A 16,781-nucleotide genomic window follows, 5' to 3' on the forward strand; every position below is an offset into this window, starting at 1 on the left:
ATTTTATAAACCCTTTATTTAAAGTCTATATAAATATATTTAATACATTAGAATTTAGTTACTTAAATATTTTATCATTTGCTGTAATTTCTCTAATTACTTTGGCAGGATTTCCTGCTACTATTACACCAGCAGGTATATTCTTTGTTACTACACTTCCTGCACCAATAATTGAATTTTGCCCAATTTTAACTCCTCCAATAATAGTAACTCCTCCACCTATCCATACATTATCTCCAATTTCTATAGGAAGAGACTTCTCATAACCATCAGTTCTTTCCTTGCTATCAAATGCATGATTAGGAGTTAATATTTTTTCTTTCATTTTTTCCCCCATTATTAAAACATTATTACTTGTATAGTACTATATTAACACGCTTTTGAATTTTATAACACTAAATCCTTTTATTGTAACAAAATAAAATAACACTAAAATAATTTAAGTAACAATTTTAGTGTTATTTAAATTTTATTTTTAATTAAAATATATCAAAATCAAAGGCCACTTATAACTTCAATAAACTTCTGCTCCCAACCTGTATTTGAAATATTATCATTTGGTTTAGTCTTCAAATAATAGTTTAACGCCTCAATTTCCTCTTTACTAAGACTATTAACTAATCCCTCTACTTCATCTTCCCAAATACAATTATTTAAAATTTCTACTAAATCATCTAAACTTTTAACTTCCTTATGAATAATTGCAACCTTATCCTTAGTAAATCTACACACTCTTATTTCATCTATTAACTTTCTTAATCTTTCATCATCCATAGTTTCATTATCTATAAAAATATCTTCAGCTTTATCTTCTTCTATTTTATAACTTAAAAATATATTTTCTAAATTATTATTTTTAATGCCTTCTTCAATTCTAGGAAGTAAATTTAAAGCTGTCATTTTCAAATAATTAATTTCAAAATCACTAACTATTTTTAATTTATTACATACACTATTTGCTGATTTTATAAGTTCTTCTTCTATTTCTTTTATAGTAATATTTTTAAAAGTATATAATAGTACTTCTCTTTCATAACTTTTCATTTCTAATTTAAATATATCTGCTTCTACTAAATCTAACCCTATGATATTTGTAAGAACTGGCTCAAATATATTTATTAATAATCCTTTATAATCTTTGCAATAACTTTTTAAAATTCCTATTATTTTTTCTTTCGCAAAGTTATTACAAAACTTATTTTCAAATAATAATCTTGTAAGATATTCATTAATGAAATCTATCCCTTGTAAATCCTCACTTACAGCATTTGATAGCTGATAATCTATACTACAAGGTATTTCATGTGCAAAAAATCTATAATCATATACTTTAAGACCTCTACCAATTTCCACTACCGTGTCTTCATATGATATATTTTCTATGCCAGTTGATGTTTTTATTACCTCTTCTAGTAACTCTTTACCTTTTGCTATATCCTTTTCTATTGTTGTCCAAGAGTGTTTCCATGCACTTTCTAGGCTTTCACTTTCAAATAATTTTACTATACTTTGTGGATTTTTCGTTTCCTTATTTAATAAAAAAGTAATAGACTTTAAAAGTTCTTCAGCAATTTCAACTGGAACTGACGAACTATCTCCCATAGTATATCTCTCTGTAACATTTCCTAATAAAGTCCAAAGCTTTATTTGCATCATTTCTTTTTCTTCATTACTTATATTAGCTAGGTTTGAATTATTTAAAAGCTCTAAATAAAAATTATTTTCCGCCATAGTATCTCCTTTTATAACCTTGAGTTATTTTATCTTTCTCTATTTAATCCATATCTCGTATCACGGCACAACTCTTCAAGATTTGTTCCACTTAAATATTCTATTGAACCTTGACACTCACCATTAAAGTATTCTTTCATAAATTCTATTAATTCATCATCAGCTATTTGATCCATAGCTTCTCCCTTAAAAAAATAAAAAATATCTTGTAGTTCTTCTAATGTTTCTTCATAGTTTTCCTGAATAATATAAGGAGAATCACAAAATGCTTCAATTAACTCTTTTAAAATACCATCTCCAAACTCTACTCTTCCAGTACTCTTTAAACTTTCAAATCTTTTATTAATTAAATTTTCAATTTGTGTATCTGACAATGTAACTCCATATCTCATTGTCACTTCATTACACTTTTTTATTTCCATTGCTAATTGTTTTTTCTTCATATTTTGAATAGTTAAAGCAAAGTTCTCACTCATTCCTATCACCTCTTCATATAGCTTACTACTGTTGCTACACAAGTACTAGACTTGAAATTTTCGCTATTTTGTGGTATTATAAGAGTATAGGAAAAGTGCTATAAAGCTTGAAATATCAAGCTTTACAGCACTTTTATTTTTTATCAATTTTTTTATTATTTCTTACCTCGTATATTCTCCATCCCATACTATTTTTCTATAATTTTCTTTATCCGTGTCTCCTTCACTATTAAAAAATAAAATAACTGAATTTTCATCTAGCATTAATTCTTCTTTAAGCCACTTTAAATCTTTATTTCTTAAAACTTCACTTACAAATCCAAAACTTGAAGCTCCACTTTCCCCAGAAATTATTTTTTCATCACCTTTTAATGGATTGCCTAAAATCCTCATTCCTTGTGCTGCTACATAATCTGGACAAGATATAAAGTTATCAGCATAATCTTTTAAAATTCTCCATCCTACTGTTGTTGGTTCCCCACAAGCAAGCCCTGCCATAATAGTTTTCATCTCCCCTGTAACTGGGTGAATTTTACCATCATTAGCTTTAGCAGTTTTAAAAATACAAGCTGCTTCATTTGGTTCTACTATTGTTGTAATTGGCCTGTCTTCACCATAAACATCACCAAAAAAGCCTTGTACTGCAGCTGCAAAAGATCCCACTCCTGCTTGTACAAAAATATGTGTTGGCTTTACTCCATTTAATTGATTATAAGCCTCATAAGCCATTGTAGTATATCCTTGCATAATCCAAGTTGGAATATCTTCATATCCATCCCAAGCAGTATCTTGAACCATTACCCATCCATTTTTTTCTGCCAAATTATTAGAATATCTAACTGCATCATCATAATTAAACTCTGTAATTTCAGCTTCTGCCCCTTCAGCACGAATATTATCTAATCTTTCTTTTGCACTTCCCTTTGGCATATAAATCACACATTTTTGCTTTAATTGATTAGCTGTCCAAGCCACTCCTCTACCATGATTTCCATCCGTAGCTGAAATAAAAGTCAAATCTCCTAGCTTTTCTCTTACTTCTTTAGAAATCATTCTTTCATAAGGCATATTTTCAATATCCTCATCTAACTTTTTAGATATATAATTTCCAATAGCAAAGCTTCCTCCAAGCACCTTAAAGGCATTTAAACCAAAACGATATGATTCATCCTTAACATAAATATTTTTAACCTTTAATTTCTTTGCTAAATTATTTAATTCTACTAAAGGTGTTTTTTTATAAATTGGAAAGCTTGAGTGAAATCTTTGTACTTTTTTTGCAGTCTCTAATCCTAAATGTTTCACAGAAACTTTTTCTTTTTTTCTCTCATAGCTTACTATTTCAAAACTCATTAAATATCTCTCCTTGTTGCTTTATAAATTTTCTTATACTCATTAGCTTCTTCTATAGAAACATCTCTTTTATTAGTTCTTAAAAACATATCTTTATCTAAATAAACTCCATTATTTTTACTATTATCGAAATTTTCTTTTGAACTAAATATAGTAAACTTTTCTTTATATGGACTATGATTATAAATACAAAACAAAGCACAATTTCCACATTCATTACATAAATCATCAATATGAACTGTATATTTCTTACCATCCACATTAACTAACTTATTACTCCTGTTAGGACAGACATCAACACAGTTTTTGCACTTTGAGCAAAACTCGCTATAATCTCCACCTTTAATTTCAGCCTTCTTTTTAATATTTTTTGAATAATTAAAATCTGAAATTGATTTAGATGCAAGTGCTTCTAATTTTTCTACATTAATCTTTGTAATCTTGCCTCTCTTATAATCCTTGCATTTTTCGTTTAATCTTGTAATATTTTTATATCCACCTTGCTTTAATAACAAAGTTGAAACTGTAACTGGATAAATTCCGGTGTCTAAAATATCCTTTATGTTATTTACATCAGCTCCCCCAGAATATGAAATTGGTAAATCGCCATTAAATTCTTTTGCTATCATTGCTGCAACATTTATTGAAAATGGGTAAAGTGGTGGACCAGACATATACATATCATTTTCCTGTAATTCATTTCTTGTAATCTTAACTGGAAATGTATTAGTTAATTTAACTCCGAAAACTAAGTTTTTATTTTCTGCAATTTTAATTAATCTTCTAATAATATCAGTTAACTCCTTAAAAGAAATATCATGTTCAAAAGCTTCTTTTGATAAAACAACATAATCATATCCAAGCCCCTTTAATATTTCCTTTGCTTTATCATATCCAACTAATGTTGGATTACACTTTATATACACACTTAATTCTTTTTCATTTAATAAATACTCTGCTATTTTTTCAATTTCTTCTGGCAAACATCCATGCATTGTAGACAAGGTTATAGTATTACAAATATTAGGTGTTATATTTTCAATATATTCTGCTGTAACATTTTCAAATAGATCTAAGTTTTCAAGAGAATATTTTTTGCATTCTTTCCATATTTCTGTGTTTGAAGCATCTTTTAACCCTTCAATAAAGTTATCTATTTTCTTTGATTTAATACCTTTTAAGTCATATCCCACACTCATATAAAAAACAAAATCATTTTCATCATTAATATTAAATTCTTTTGAAATTAATTTAAGTAAAAACCATGCTTTTATATATTCTTCTAAAGCCTCTTGTACAGTTAATTCTGTAGACCATTCAGTATTATAAGCTTCTCCTTCTACATAAATACAAGGTTTTAAAATACCTAGTTCTTTACCTTCTAATACTTGAACTGTTTTTAATTCAAAGTGATTTGCACCACCTGCATAAGCTGCTAATATATTTTGAGCTAATTGCGTATGGGGCCCTGCAGCTGGACCTATTGGACTTTTAATTCTTTCTTTTGATACTGGTACATAATATATAGTTTTTTCTCTTTTATATTCTTTAATAGCTTGATTTAAAAGTTCTTTAAATGATATAGGGGTCATTTTATCACTCATAATTTACCTCCCATTCTCTTCCATAATTTAGTTTATTCTTCTCTTCACCTTACCATTACTTTCTCTTTATTTAAATATTGTAATTAAGTATTCACACTTTTCTATAACCTACTATTATTATCAAATAAGCTTATTTCATTTCTATTCACATAAGAGCCTTTACTTTCTAAAACCTTTCCCTTTTCAGCTATTAGCTTTCCTCTTAAAAATACCTTTTCAATTTTACCTTTCATACTTTTCCCATCATAAATACTTTCACTGTCATTTATAACTTCTTTTATATTTTCATCATAAATAACAATATCCGCATATGAGCCAACCATTAAACTTCCCTTTTGTGGATACAATCCATATGCTTTTGCTGGTCCATCTGTAAATTTGGAAATAATTTTTCTTCCAAACTCTGTATACATATTTTGAAAAGAATACTGTATTCCACCTATTCCCATGGCAATTTCACTTGTATATTTTTTATTTTTTAATTCCTTTGCAAATGGACAATGATCTGTACCAATTGTTGTAATAAAATCTATTTGTTCATATAATAATTTTCTTTCCTCTTCAGGCCTTAATGGTGGTGTCATAAGATATAAGTATCCCTCTTCACCCTTATATATCTCACTATTAAATAAATAATAATGTGGACAACTTTCTAAAATAATTTGTTTTGATTTTAATTCTTTAGAAAAACACTCCTTCAATCTCTTTACAGTAGTTCCACAGCTAACATGAACAATATATAATAACCCTCCAGTTTCCCTTGCCATTTCTGCAAGCTTTAAAACTTCTGTTACTTCACTAACTACTGGTCTTGAAACTTCATGATCTTTGACTTTTACTTTTTTATCATCACTTACTAACTCATCATTTTCTGCATGAATAACAACCCTAACATTATACTTTTTTGATAGCTTTAATAAATCATATATGTATTTGTCATATGTTCTTCTATCTGTGTCAGCATATGTTGTAAATAACTTTATAGATGTAATCCCCTTTTCAATACCTGCTTTTATTATTTCTTCTGGAGAACTTTTAGGATTTGCAATAGTTGTATGAAAAGCATAATCACTTACACTCTTTTCTGCTAATTTCATTCTATTTTTATATGCTTCTTCAATTTCTTCTACACTTTTTATAGGATCTAAAAAATCAATATATGTTGTAACTCCTCCAAGCACCCCCTTAATTGAACCAGTATAAAAATCATCACTAGATATATTACTTCCTACCCCTAAACTAAAATGAACATGAGGATCAATAAAACCTGGAAGTACTAGCTTTCCAGAAGCATTTTCTTCTACTTTACACCCTAAATCTTCATTTGTAATATTAGTAATAACACCATTCTTTATATAAATATTACAATTGAAAAACCCTCCATTTAAATAAACTGTTCCATTTTTAATTCCTAAATCATACATAACTCTCTCCCACAAAATTCCATTGATTAATTTATAAATAAATATAAAAAAATTTTTATAATAAAAAAGACATAAAATAATTGTTTAAACTATTTTACGTCTTTAATAATTGATATATGATTATGTATTATTAGCTTTCTTTTCATATTGCTATAATACCATTAAAGCCTTTTATTATTTAATAAAAAATCCAACTACTTATTCATATATAGTTTCTAAATATAATTTTCTCCTTTATAAAAATTACAAATCTTAATTAATTTAATGTATCTTTCCTATTAATTTAGATAAAACAATATTAAGAATACTTTTTTATAAATTAATAATCTTTATTTTAAAAATATTAAATAATTATATTTTTATAATTGGAGTTTAAAATGGAAAATATTATAGATTATGCTAAAACCGAATTACATACAATGGATATAAAAGAATTTAATGATGTAGATTCATTAATCCTTTCTCAACTAAGTTACATAAAACTTGATGAATTAATAGGAACAATAGATAGTAATAGTGATTCAATACTTTTAAAAGATTTACTAAAAGCTGAGTTTTTTCCTAAAATGTTTAAGGATATTGCTTATGCAGAGCAAACTAAGGACTTGCTTTTTAATCTTTGCTCTAATCCTAGATTTAGAAATATAAAAATTAATTATCATATATCAAAAACTGATCCAATTTTTGAAAAACAATTTTCTGCAACAACATTTATTTTAAATGAAAATTTAGCTTATATAGCCTTTCGTGGTACAGATTATAGCATTGTTGGTTGGAAAGAAGACTTTAACATGGCATTTACTATTCCAGTTCCCTCTCAATTAGAAGGAGTTGGTTATATAAATAAAATTTCAAAACTAATTCCTCATGATTTTTATGTAGGCGGTCATTCTAAAGGTGGAAATATTGCTGTTTATGCTTCTATGCATTGTGATTTTGAAGCATCACCACGTATTAAAAAAATTTTTAGTCATGATGGTCCTGGTTTCCGAGAAGAAGTTATAAAAAGTGATGCTTTTATTAAGATACAAGATAAGATAAGTAAAACATTACCATATTCTTCGCTTATAGGAATGCTTCTAGAAAACCATGAAGATTATCATGTGATAAAAAGTAATAAAATTGGAGGCATAGGACAACATGATCCTTTTTCCTGGGAAATAAAGGACTCTGATTTTGTTTATTTAGAAAAGATTTCTCATGGTTCTAAATATACTTGTGATACTTTACATCAATGGTTAAAAGATATTGATGATAAAAAGAGAAAATTATTTATTGATGGTTTATTTGATATTTTTACTTGTACTAAATCTGAAAGTTTTATTGAAATTTTTCATGATTGGAAAAAAAATCTTCCTCTTATATGGGATTCTGCAAAGCATGTAGATAAGGAAATTAAAACTATGATTTTTGAGTTATTTAAAGAACTTTCAACTTTCAATTTTAAAACCTTCAGTCATAACGATAAATAATCTCCTACATTAAATTTATCCTTAAATATTATGTGATTTATTGGTTAATTATTTTCATATTTAATTCATATTCATCCATAAACTTCATGTATTAAAATTTGAATTAAACACAAAACAATATTAATAAAAGTATTTTATTTTAAGGAGGTTATTATGTGTACACACAAAAGCAAAAAAATATCTGAAGTAATAAATAAAAGTGATGAAGATCTTAACTTACATGAAATAAAGGCTAAAACTGGTGCTGGTAATGGACTTAGTTCTACTAATACAACACCATCAGAAATGATAGATAACAATAATCCAACACATAAAAGTCATAAGATAAATGAGGTTTTTAATGAGCATGGAAGTGATTTAAACTTACATGAAATTAAAGCTAAAACTGGTGCTGGAAGTGGTCATAAATATACTACTATTCCATCTAATGATAATGTATCAAAAGTCCAACATAAAAGTCATAATATCTATGATGTAGTAACAAAAATCGAAGGAAAAGCTAATATACATAAAATAAAAGCACAAACTGGTGCTGGTAATGGCTATAAAGATCATAGTAAAAGTGCTGTAAATAATTCAAATAATACTACCTCTAATGAATCAATGACTCATAAAAGCCACAGAATTCATGCATTATTCCATAACTCCGATAGAAAATTTAATCTTCATGAAATTAAAGCTATAACTGGTGCGGGAAGTGGTTATAAACATTAATATTTAGTTGCTAACAAACCTTAATATTATAAAGTGAAATTATAAAATTTCACTTTATAATATTAATTATTACTAAAAATCAGCTGACTTTATACAATTTAAACAAACTTATTTACATACTTCTAATTTATTTTCTAATTTTAAATTCCATAACTAATCCCCATAGATAAACTTATTGTTTATCTATGGGGATTATAAATATTTTTCATATTATATTTCTATCTGTTTATATTTATCTGCATATCTATATTTATATTTAAATTCGCCAATCTATTTAAACCTCTTTATAAGCAAAAATAAATCTAACTCCTTCTAAATAAATAAATTCTATATCAGCTTTAATAATACACACACTTTTCTTTCTCTTCTTAGTTTTAACTTCGTTATATCTTCTTAATGCATCAATTTCATAATCAAAAATTCCATAGACTTCTTCAGTCTCCTGTCCCTTATCAGATATAACCATATACTTCCCATATTCAAACTCTGAACCTTTTTCCTCTGGACTCATTTCATTTAATTCTTTCTCAAATTTATCAAAAACTTTTTCTAAAATTTCTGCAATATTTTCTTTCTCTCCATCATAACTCATCAATTTTTCCTCTACTTCCAAACTAATTTATATTAATTTCAGCTCCAGATAATTTTAGATATTGTCCATCTTGTACTGTTATATAAGAATCTTCCATTAAATTATCATTAGTTATAATTGAATCAAGAACTCCTCTACTATCACTAGACACTTCAATATATCCCATACCAATATTTGAATTAACAGTTACCTTATACTCTCCAGCTGGTATATCTTTCCCTACAATATACTTTCCATCTTTATATATTCCATCACTTGGTACTACTGATGGCGCATCTGCAACTGCATAAGCTTCACCACTTCTAAGTTTTAGATATTCCCCATCATAAACTGTTATATAAGTATGACCTGATACATTATCATTTGAAATAATACTATCTAATGCTCCTGTTGAATCTGAAGCAACTTCTATATATCCCATTCCTTTTGCAAAAAATATATATTCTCCTGCTGGTAAATCTACACCTATTTTATAAGTTCCAGCTTTAATTTTAGTATTCTTCTTTTCTTCCTTAGTTGTATTACTTTCTTCATTTGCAGTCTCTATGCTTACTTCTTGTGCTGTATCAGCGCTTTCTTCTTGAACTACAATACCTTGATTACTATTATTGCTAGAATCAGTAGTCTTATCACTTTCTCCTCCTGATGTGATTGCACCGACTATAATAACAGCAAGTATCCATACCCACCATTTTTTCCATATTGGTTTTTTAACTTTTTTCTCCATAAAAATAACCTCCAAAAAATAAATAATAATATTAACTTCACTTGATAATATTATTTTAATTACTTTTTGAAGGCCTTTGTTATGCTGTCAGCATACATTTTAATATTTTTTTAAATTAATTCTGTGATAATTCCATATATCATAAAAATAACAATATTATATATAATAACACCTGCTATCACTCTATTTTTCACATTACTTCTAGTCAAAGGTAATTTACTTTTTATATTTTTATAATTTCCATTAAATAAAGTAAATGATAATAATAAAGCTACAACAAATATATCTTCTAAAATTAATGTAATATCACCACTTCCCCAATTGCAAAAGAATCCAAAGGCTAAAAATAAGTACCATAAACTTGCTCCCAATATCATAAAAGGATTCCTAGCCCCACATCCTGGTAAATCTTTTATTTCAGATATTATATTAATTTTTTTATGTTTTTTTCCCTTATTTAAATTTGAATTTAAATTTTCTTCTTTATCTATTTTATTTAAATTAAGCTTTTCTTTTTCATCTGCTTTATTTAAATTAACTTTCTTCTTTCCACCAAATTTATTTAAGTTCAATTTCTCTTTTTCATTTGATTTCTTAAAATTATTGTATACTTTCTCCTTATTTGAAAATAAATTTTCATTATTTGAAGCTTCCTTTTCTTTTATTTTTGGAACTCCCTTTTTAGTTTTTTCATTTGTATATTTATTTTCATTTAAAGAAATTGATACTCTTTCCTCTTCTTCTTGTTTATACTTATCTTTTATAAATTCTGGCTCAGAGTTTTCAGATTTAATAACTGTTTCTTTATACTCTTCTTGTCCTTTATAGTATAAAACATTTTCTAAAGCTTTTTTTAATTCTTTTACATTAGAATACCTATTATCTGGTGAAATGTTTGTACACTTTTTAATTATTCCTTTTAATTTTCCCTCATTTAGCTCTTCTTTTATATGCTTTCCTGTAGTTAATACATTCAGCATTACCCCAACTGAATAAATATCACTTCTACAATCTGTTTGTTCAAAACCAAACTGCTCTGGTGGCGCATACCCCTTAGTTCCTAATATATGCGTATCCATATTTCTTTCTTCTTTATATACTCTTGAAACATCAAAATCTATAAGCTTTAATATTCCATTATTATCTATTATTATATTAGAAGGCTTTATATCTCTATGTATAACTGCTGGATTTAAATTATGTAAAACATCTAAAATCGAGCATAAATTAATCATATATTTTATTGCTTTTGTTTCTTCTAATGGTCCTTCATTGTCTAATATAGCTTGTAATGTTTGTCCATTAATAAACTCTTCAATTACTATTAATGAATCTTCACATTTAAATACTTCATATACTCTAGCCATGTAGAAATTTTCTATATTCATTATTTGTTTATATACGTCAATATTATAATTTTTTAACTCCTTTTTTATATAGATTCTTCCATCTACTTCACTTCTAACTAAATATACATTACTTTTTGCTGAATTATTAAGTTCTGTAAGCTCACTGTACTTTGATTCTATTTCATCAAAGCTAACATTTTCCATACTCCTCTACCCCTTAGTTATTTGATTTTTAGCAAGTTTTATTTTATCATTATTATATGAATTACTCAATTTTGAGTATAAAAATAATAATGGAGAATAATAATGTTAGATAATAATACTACTGAACTTGATAATATAATTAATAATATTAATTCTGAAAGTGAGCTTGATAATTTTATTAAAAATACACTTTCACCAATTCCTAAATTAACATTTTCTAAGTATTTAGATAGTTTAAGAATTTCTAAAAAAATAAAAAAGAGTGAACTTATTGCTAATGCTGATATTCATAGAAATTATGGCTATCAAATACTAAATGGAACAAAAAACCCAAGTAGAGATAATGTATTAAAACTCTGCCTTGCTTGCAAGTTATCTATTGATGAATCTAACAGATGCCTTACCCTTGCAGGATTTAATAAGCTATATTCTAAAAATGCTCGTGATGGCTTAATAATTTATTTTATAAATAATGGCTACTCTGTTATTGATGCAAATTTAAAATTAGCTGAGTTAGAGTTAGAGCTTTTAGGCAATGTTGAGTAAAAATCCTTTTGATATTATATAAATTAGCCCCAGAAGCAAACTAAACTAATTAGTAGTTCACGTCTAGGGCTAATCTATTTATCCATATCAAATATATAATCCATTTTATTAAGACTGTAAATAATTTTCTTCAAACTCATCTAAATCATTATATTTTACAACATCGATATTTAACCTATTATAATTTTCTTTATATTCTTCCATAGCTTCATCAAAACATTTTGCTGCTTCCTTTAAATTATTATCTTTTAACTTTTTCATAATATCAACCTTTTTAATATTATATTCATTATACATACCATCATAAAATTCCTGACAACTTGCAGCAGTGTTCAAAGATAAATAAGTATCATTTATATCAGCAGCATGATACATCTTATTTTTCCAATTAGAGTAAATTTCTTCATAAGATCCCTTAATATCATTTTCTGTTATTGTTTTTTTAGTAGTAACCTTAGCTCTCATAACACTTGAAAAATCTTTCATAGATTTCATTAATCTTGTTGATATATTCTTCATTTCTTCAATATTTTCTGATTCAATAAGCTTCTTATATAATTCAATAAACCCTTCTGGTAAATTTTCCATTTTTGATATTTCTTCAGGAATTCTCTTTACACCTGTATTTATATATTTTTTATTATATATATAAATAGCTTGTTCAATATTATAAAGCATTCCTGCTACCTTATATCTACATTCTCCATACTCACTACTAAGCATTATATTAGCATATTCCTTAATTCCTTCTTCAAGAAGCTTTTCAGCATTTTCATTATCCTTTATAGAAAATTTTTCTTTTAATCTTTTTATAGCCTTTAACTTTAACTCATCATATCTTATTAAGAACTTTTTCTCTTTAATATATAAAACATTTAAATCTAAAAGCTTTGTAATATAAGGGTTTTTATATTCAGCCATATCTTCAAGTGCATCCCATGGTGTACAATAAATATCAAAAGCAACATCATCTAAAATAAAACATGAAGAAAGTTTCCATCCTTCATCATCATTTATGACAATACATAAATCTAAATCTGACTTGTCATGTATATCTCCAGTATAAAATGAACCATAAACCCCTATTAATGCAATGGATTCTGGACAAATACTATTTGCCTTCTTTATAACTGCATTAATTATTCTCTCATTTCTTTTCTCTAACTTCTTTTTTATAGACCCATCCATTAATTCTCACCTTTTCCCATTTTTCTGGACCTTTAATGTCCAAAAATTTTATTTAACTTTCCCCCAATGCTACTTTACCTCTTCATATTTTTTATTATTTGCTACATGATTCATTTCTCTATCCCCTCTACCATTATTTACAATTTAATTATCTTTTTAACTTTAAACAAAGTCAACACCTTTATGTAAACATTTAATTTTTTATATACTAAAAAGGAGTTACTATTTACTGTAACTCCGTTAAATGCTTCCAATACCTTCTTGGCATATGCTGATTTCTACATTTATGATTTTTACGTTCTTCAATATTTACAGAATTATAAAAAGTCCTCCATAAATTTTCAAAATCACTATCATCAATTTTATTACTTAACTTTTCTCCCTGTTCTTTAGTTAAGTCTGTAATAATTGCTTCTTTTGTGTTATAAACTATTGCCTTTTCTCTTTTTAAATCATGTATTATAAAATTTTGATCAGAAAACCTGTTAGTAAAATGCCTTAATATTATAGGTAATATATTATGATCTGGCTCAATAACTGAATAATAACTTAAAGGACCTATTTCCTTAAATCTTACAAAACCAGTAAAACTATGTGCTTCTCCACTTACTCTTTTGCAATATTTATCTACTAAAATTATTGTTTCATTATTTTTAGCTAAGTTAATATCTATTCCATACTTGTAACATAATCTTAAATAATCTAATGCAAGATTTTCTGATCCTTGTATATCACTAAGGTATAAGTAATATACATTTCTTAAAACATTATTATTAAGCTTTTCAGACATACTTTTATAAACTCTCTCAAACTTATCAATTTCTGTATTTATATCTATTACTTCATCTATTAAATTTGGAATATATTCTTTTGATTTTACAATAATGCAACTATCCTTGCAGCTATAAGCATAAAAAATAGATGTTAAAAAACCTTCAAAGCTTCCATCATATAAATATGAATTCAATATATTATCACCTCTTATAACTCCCCACTTATTGACGTATCTTTATCATTTAATAATAAAACTTTCTTTTCAGTAGAATAGCTGCCATTATCCTCTAAAATAATATTTCCTATATCCTTATTAAAAAATGATATTTGCTCAACATCTTCATCAATAATATTTAAATCAAATTTAGGTTTTAATGCACTTCGTATCTTAACATCATCAAAAGCAACAGCTCCAAAATACTTTCCTTTGCAAGTAACAAAATATTGTGCTCTTTTTATTACTATTCCTAGTTTTTTTAAGTCTATAAAATCTAAAGAATTTATTCTTCTAGCACTAATAATTTTTCTTGCTCCCCTTATTCCTATTCCTGGTACTCTAATTAACATTTCATATGATGCTATATTCACTTCCACTGGAAATTTATCTATATTATTTAAAGCCCATGTAGTTTTAGGATCAAAATTAATATCAAAATTAGGATTCTTTTCATCTAATAATTCATTGGCCTTGAATCCATATACCCTTAAAAGCCAATCCCCTTGATACAATCTATGTTCTCTAAGTGTTGGTGGATTTTTAATTTCTGGTAAGTTTCCACCATTATTAACTGGTACATAAGCTGAATAATAAACTCTTTTTAAATCAAATTTATTATAAAGATTTTCTGTTAAATTTAATATATTTAAGTCATTTTCCTTTGTTGCACCAACAATAAGCTGTGTACTTTGTCCTCCTGGTACAAATATTGGTGATGATTTATACCTTTTACGTTCATCTTTATTAGAGATTATGTTATTTTTTATTAAACTCATTGGCTTAAATATTTCTTCTTTTTTCTTTTCTGGAGCTAAAAGCTTTAATGAATTTGATGATGGTAATTCAATATTTACACTCATTCTATCAACATATGAACCTGCTTTTTTAATAAGTTCCTCATCAGCACCTGGAATTGCCTTTAAGTGAATATATCCTCTAAAATTATATTCTACCCTAAGTTTTTCAACTACTGTAGTAAGTAACTCCATAGTAAAGTTAGGACTATTAATTATTGCCGAACTTAAAAATAATCCTTCTATGTAATTGCGTCTATAAAAATTCATAGTTAAATTTATTATTTCCTCAGCTGTAAAAGAAGCTCTTTCCACATCATTAGATTTTCTGTTTATACAATAAGCACAATCATATATGCAACAATTACTTAATAATATTTTAAGTAAAGATATGCAACGTCCATCTGGAGTAAAACTATGACAAATCCCACTTGATGAAACTGAACCTATTGCACCCTTTTTTGAACTTCTATTAGAGCCTGAAGATGAACAAGACACGTCATATTTAGCAGCACCACTTAAAATTCTTAGCTTTTCATTAATATCCATTTTAATCACCAGCTTTATTAATAATCTATAGCTACATTATAGCCCAACAAAGCTTAATGAACAAGTGTTCTTTTATATTTTAGCTATATATATTAATTTTTATTTCAACCTTATTTATAAAATAAACTTATTATAAAAATCTCAAATTAAATAACTCCAATAAAAAATGCTTAGATAAATATATTTCTACATTATCTAAGCTCTGATTATTTTTTTAATTTTACAAACTTGTTTCTAAATCAACCTTTTTATAATATTCATCTTGAAGTAATTTAACTATATTAGGGGCTTTTCCCCCAACCTTTATTCCATCGATTTCACAAGCAGGTACTATTAATTTACTTGAACTAGTTACTAATACCTCATCTGCTTCCATCATTTCCTTTACTGTAAATGCTGTTTCATCAACCTTAATATTATTATTCTTACAAATTTCAATTATATGTTTTCTTGAAATACCAGGCAAAATATAATTATCAGTTGGGTGAGTTTTAAATACACCATCTTTTATTATATGAACATTACTATGTGATGCTTCAGTTACTATATCTCCTCTATGAAAAACCGCTTCATCACATCCAGCTTCATCTGCTTTTTGAGAAGCCATAACATTTGGAATTAAATTCAATGTTTTTATATTACAATGTAAAAATCTAGTATCTTCAACAGTAATAAGCTTAAGCTTTTTTTCATAATCCTTAACTTCAGCAAATGGAGTTATTGTTATATAAAGATTGCCCTTTATTTCTTTATTATATATATGCTTTCTAGGTGCTGTCCCCCTTGTTACTTGCCAATATATAAACTTTACTTTTGAATCGACCTTACTATTTAACTCTTCCAATATATTAATTATTTCTGTTCTAGTAAAAGGTAAATTAATATCTAATAATGATGCACTGCTATATAATCTGTCCAAATGATCATCTAATGCAAATATTTTATTACCTATCGAAAATGTAGCTTCATAAATCCCATCTCCAAAATAAATTCCTCTATCAAGCATTGGTATTTTTACTTCTTCTATTAATCCATATTCCCCATTATAATATCCTATATTTTTCATG

15 protein-coding genes and 1 pseudogene are annotated in these 16,781 nt (G+C 26.6%); 3 read left to right on the forward strand and 13 right to left on the reverse strand.

What is annotated here, in order from left to right; all coding sequences use genetic code 11:
* Window positions 1–88: 88 nt before the first annotated feature.
* The 6 genes and pseudogenes from ABUA17_RS08470 to ABUA17_RS08495 all read right to left on the reverse strand — a co-directional run.
* Window positions 89–268, reverse strand: a pseudogene (locus ABUA17_RS08470) (DapH/DapD/GlmU-related protein); the annotation flags it as partial.
* A 227-nt stretch (window positions 269–495) separates the two neighbouring features.
* The gene (locus ABUA17_RS08475) at window positions 496–1,731 is read right to left on the reverse strand and encodes a DUF6179 domain-containing protein (protein ID WP_195952468.1); all 1,236 of its coding nucleotides are present in this window, start codon (window positions 1,729–1,731) and stop codon (window positions 496–498) included.
* A 29-nt stretch (window positions 1,732–1,760) separates the two neighbouring features.
* On the reverse strand, window positions 1,761–2,207 hold the full coding sequence (locus tag ABUA17_RS08480; RefSeq protein WP_195952469.1) for a DUF6323 family protein: 447 nt from the start codon (window positions 2,205–2,207) through the stop codon (window positions 1,761–1,763).
* A 162-nt stretch (window positions 2,208–2,369) separates the two neighbouring features.
* Window positions 2,370–3,560, reverse strand: a complete 1,191-nt coding sequence (gene dpaL, locus ABUA17_RS08485) for a diaminopropionate ammonia-lyase (RefSeq protein WP_042395525.1) — start codon at window positions 3,558–3,560, stop codon at window positions 2,370–2,372.
* Complete coding sequence (locus ABUA17_RS08490; RefSeq protein WP_195952470.1) at window positions 3,560–5,164, reverse strand: selenate reductase; 1,605 nt, start codon at window positions 5,162–5,164, stop codon at window positions 3,560–3,562. Before ABUA17_RS08490 ends, dpaL begins: the two co-directional genes overlap by 1 nt.
* A 101-nt stretch (window positions 5,165–5,265) precedes the next feature.
* Window positions 5,266–6,588, reverse strand: coding sequence for an amidohydrolase family protein (locus ABUA17_RS08495; RefSeq protein WP_154820757.1), 1,323 nt, complete (start codon window positions 6,586–6,588; stop codon window positions 5,266–5,268).
* 377 nt (window positions 6,589–6,965) lie between these two features.
* Between ABUA17_RS08495 and ABUA17_RS08500 the strand changes: the two genes are divergently transcribed.
* Both ABUA17_RS08500 and ABUA17_RS08505 read left to right on the forward strand, forming a co-directional pair.
* Window positions 6,966–8,060 (forward strand): Mbeg1-like protein, encoded by a 1,095-nt coding sequence (locus tag ABUA17_RS08500; protein ID WP_042395512.1) that lies wholly within the window; start codon window positions 6,966–6,968, stop codon window positions 8,058–8,060.
* Between the two features lie 153 nt (window positions 8,061–8,213).
* Window positions 8,214–8,774 carry a hypothetical protein gene (locus tag ABUA17_RS08505; RefSeq protein ID WP_042395510.1) on the forward strand — a complete coding sequence of 187 codons (561 nt, stop codon included), beginning with the start codon at window positions 8,214–8,216 and terminating at the stop codon, window positions 8,772–8,774.
* A 274-nt stretch (window positions 8,775–9,048) separates the two neighbouring features.
* Here the strand turns inward: ABUA17_RS08505 and ABUA17_RS08510 are convergent, their stop codons facing one another.
* The 3 genes from ABUA17_RS08510 to ABUA17_RS08520 form a co-directional block, all read right to left on the reverse strand.
* Window positions 9,049–9,366 carry a hypothetical protein gene (locus tag ABUA17_RS08510; protein ID WP_052330605.1) on the reverse strand — a complete coding sequence of 106 codons (318 nt, stop codon included), beginning with the start codon at window positions 9,364–9,366 and terminating at the stop codon, window positions 9,049–9,051.
* 22 nt (window positions 9,367–9,388) lie between these two features.
* Window positions 9,389–10,093, reverse strand: coding sequence for an Rv1352/Rv1906c domain-containing protein (locus tag ABUA17_RS08515; RefSeq protein ID WP_195952471.1), 705 nt, complete (start codon window positions 10,091–10,093; stop codon window positions 9,389–9,391).
* A gap of 110 nt (window positions 10,094–10,203) precedes the next feature.
* Window positions 10,204–11,646, reverse strand: coding sequence for a serine/threonine-protein kinase (locus tag ABUA17_RS08520; protein ID WP_052330603.1), 1,443 nt, complete (start codon window positions 11,644–11,646; stop codon window positions 10,204–10,206).
* A gap of 102 nt (window positions 11,647–11,748) precedes the next feature.
* On the opposite strand from ABUA17_RS08520, the gene ABUA17_RS08525 reads away from it, so the two are divergent.
* Window positions 11,749–12,192: a helix-turn-helix domain-containing protein gene (locus tag ABUA17_RS08525; RefSeq protein ID WP_042395507.1), complete on the forward strand. Its 444-nt coding sequence runs from the start codon at window positions 11,749–11,751 to the stop codon at window positions 12,190–12,192.
* Between the two features lie 108 nt (window positions 12,193–12,300).
* On the opposite strand, the gene ABUA17_RS08530 is transcribed toward ABUA17_RS08525, so the two are convergent.
* The 4 genes from ABUA17_RS08530 to ABUA17_RS08545 form a co-directional block, all read right to left on the reverse strand.
* Entirely contained in the window at window positions 12,301–13,380 is a 1,080-nt protein-coding gene (locus tag ABUA17_RS08530; protein WP_195952472.1) for a nucleotidyltransferase domain-containing protein, read from the reverse strand.
* A gap of 226 nt (window positions 13,381–13,606) precedes the next feature.
* A complete protein-coding gene (locus ABUA17_RS08535; RefSeq protein WP_055276605.1) occupies window positions 13,607–14,347 on the reverse strand; it encodes a TIGR03915 family putative DNA repair protein in 741 nt (246 codons plus the stop codon).
* A 14-nt stretch (window positions 14,348–14,361) separates the two neighbouring features.
* The gene (locus ABUA17_RS08540) at window positions 14,362–15,714 is read right to left on the reverse strand and encodes a putative DNA modification/repair radical SAM protein (RefSeq protein ID WP_042395500.1); all 1,353 of its coding nucleotides are present in this window, start codon (window positions 15,712–15,714) and stop codon (window positions 14,362–14,364) included.
* A gap of 220 nt (window positions 15,715–15,934) precedes the next feature.
* On the reverse strand, window positions 15,935–16,780 hold the full coding sequence (locus ABUA17_RS08545; protein ID WP_055292271.1) for a D-amino acid aminotransferase: 846 nt from the start codon (window positions 16,778–16,780) through the stop codon (window positions 15,935–15,937).
* Window position 16,781 lies beyond the last annotated feature (1 nt).

Source organism: Clostridium sp. RTP31139st1_H3_RTP31139_211217, from assembly GCF_040227035.1.
GTDB classification, from domain to species: Bacteria; Bacillota; Clostridia; order Clostridiales; family Clostridiaceae; genus Clostridium; species Clostridium saudiense.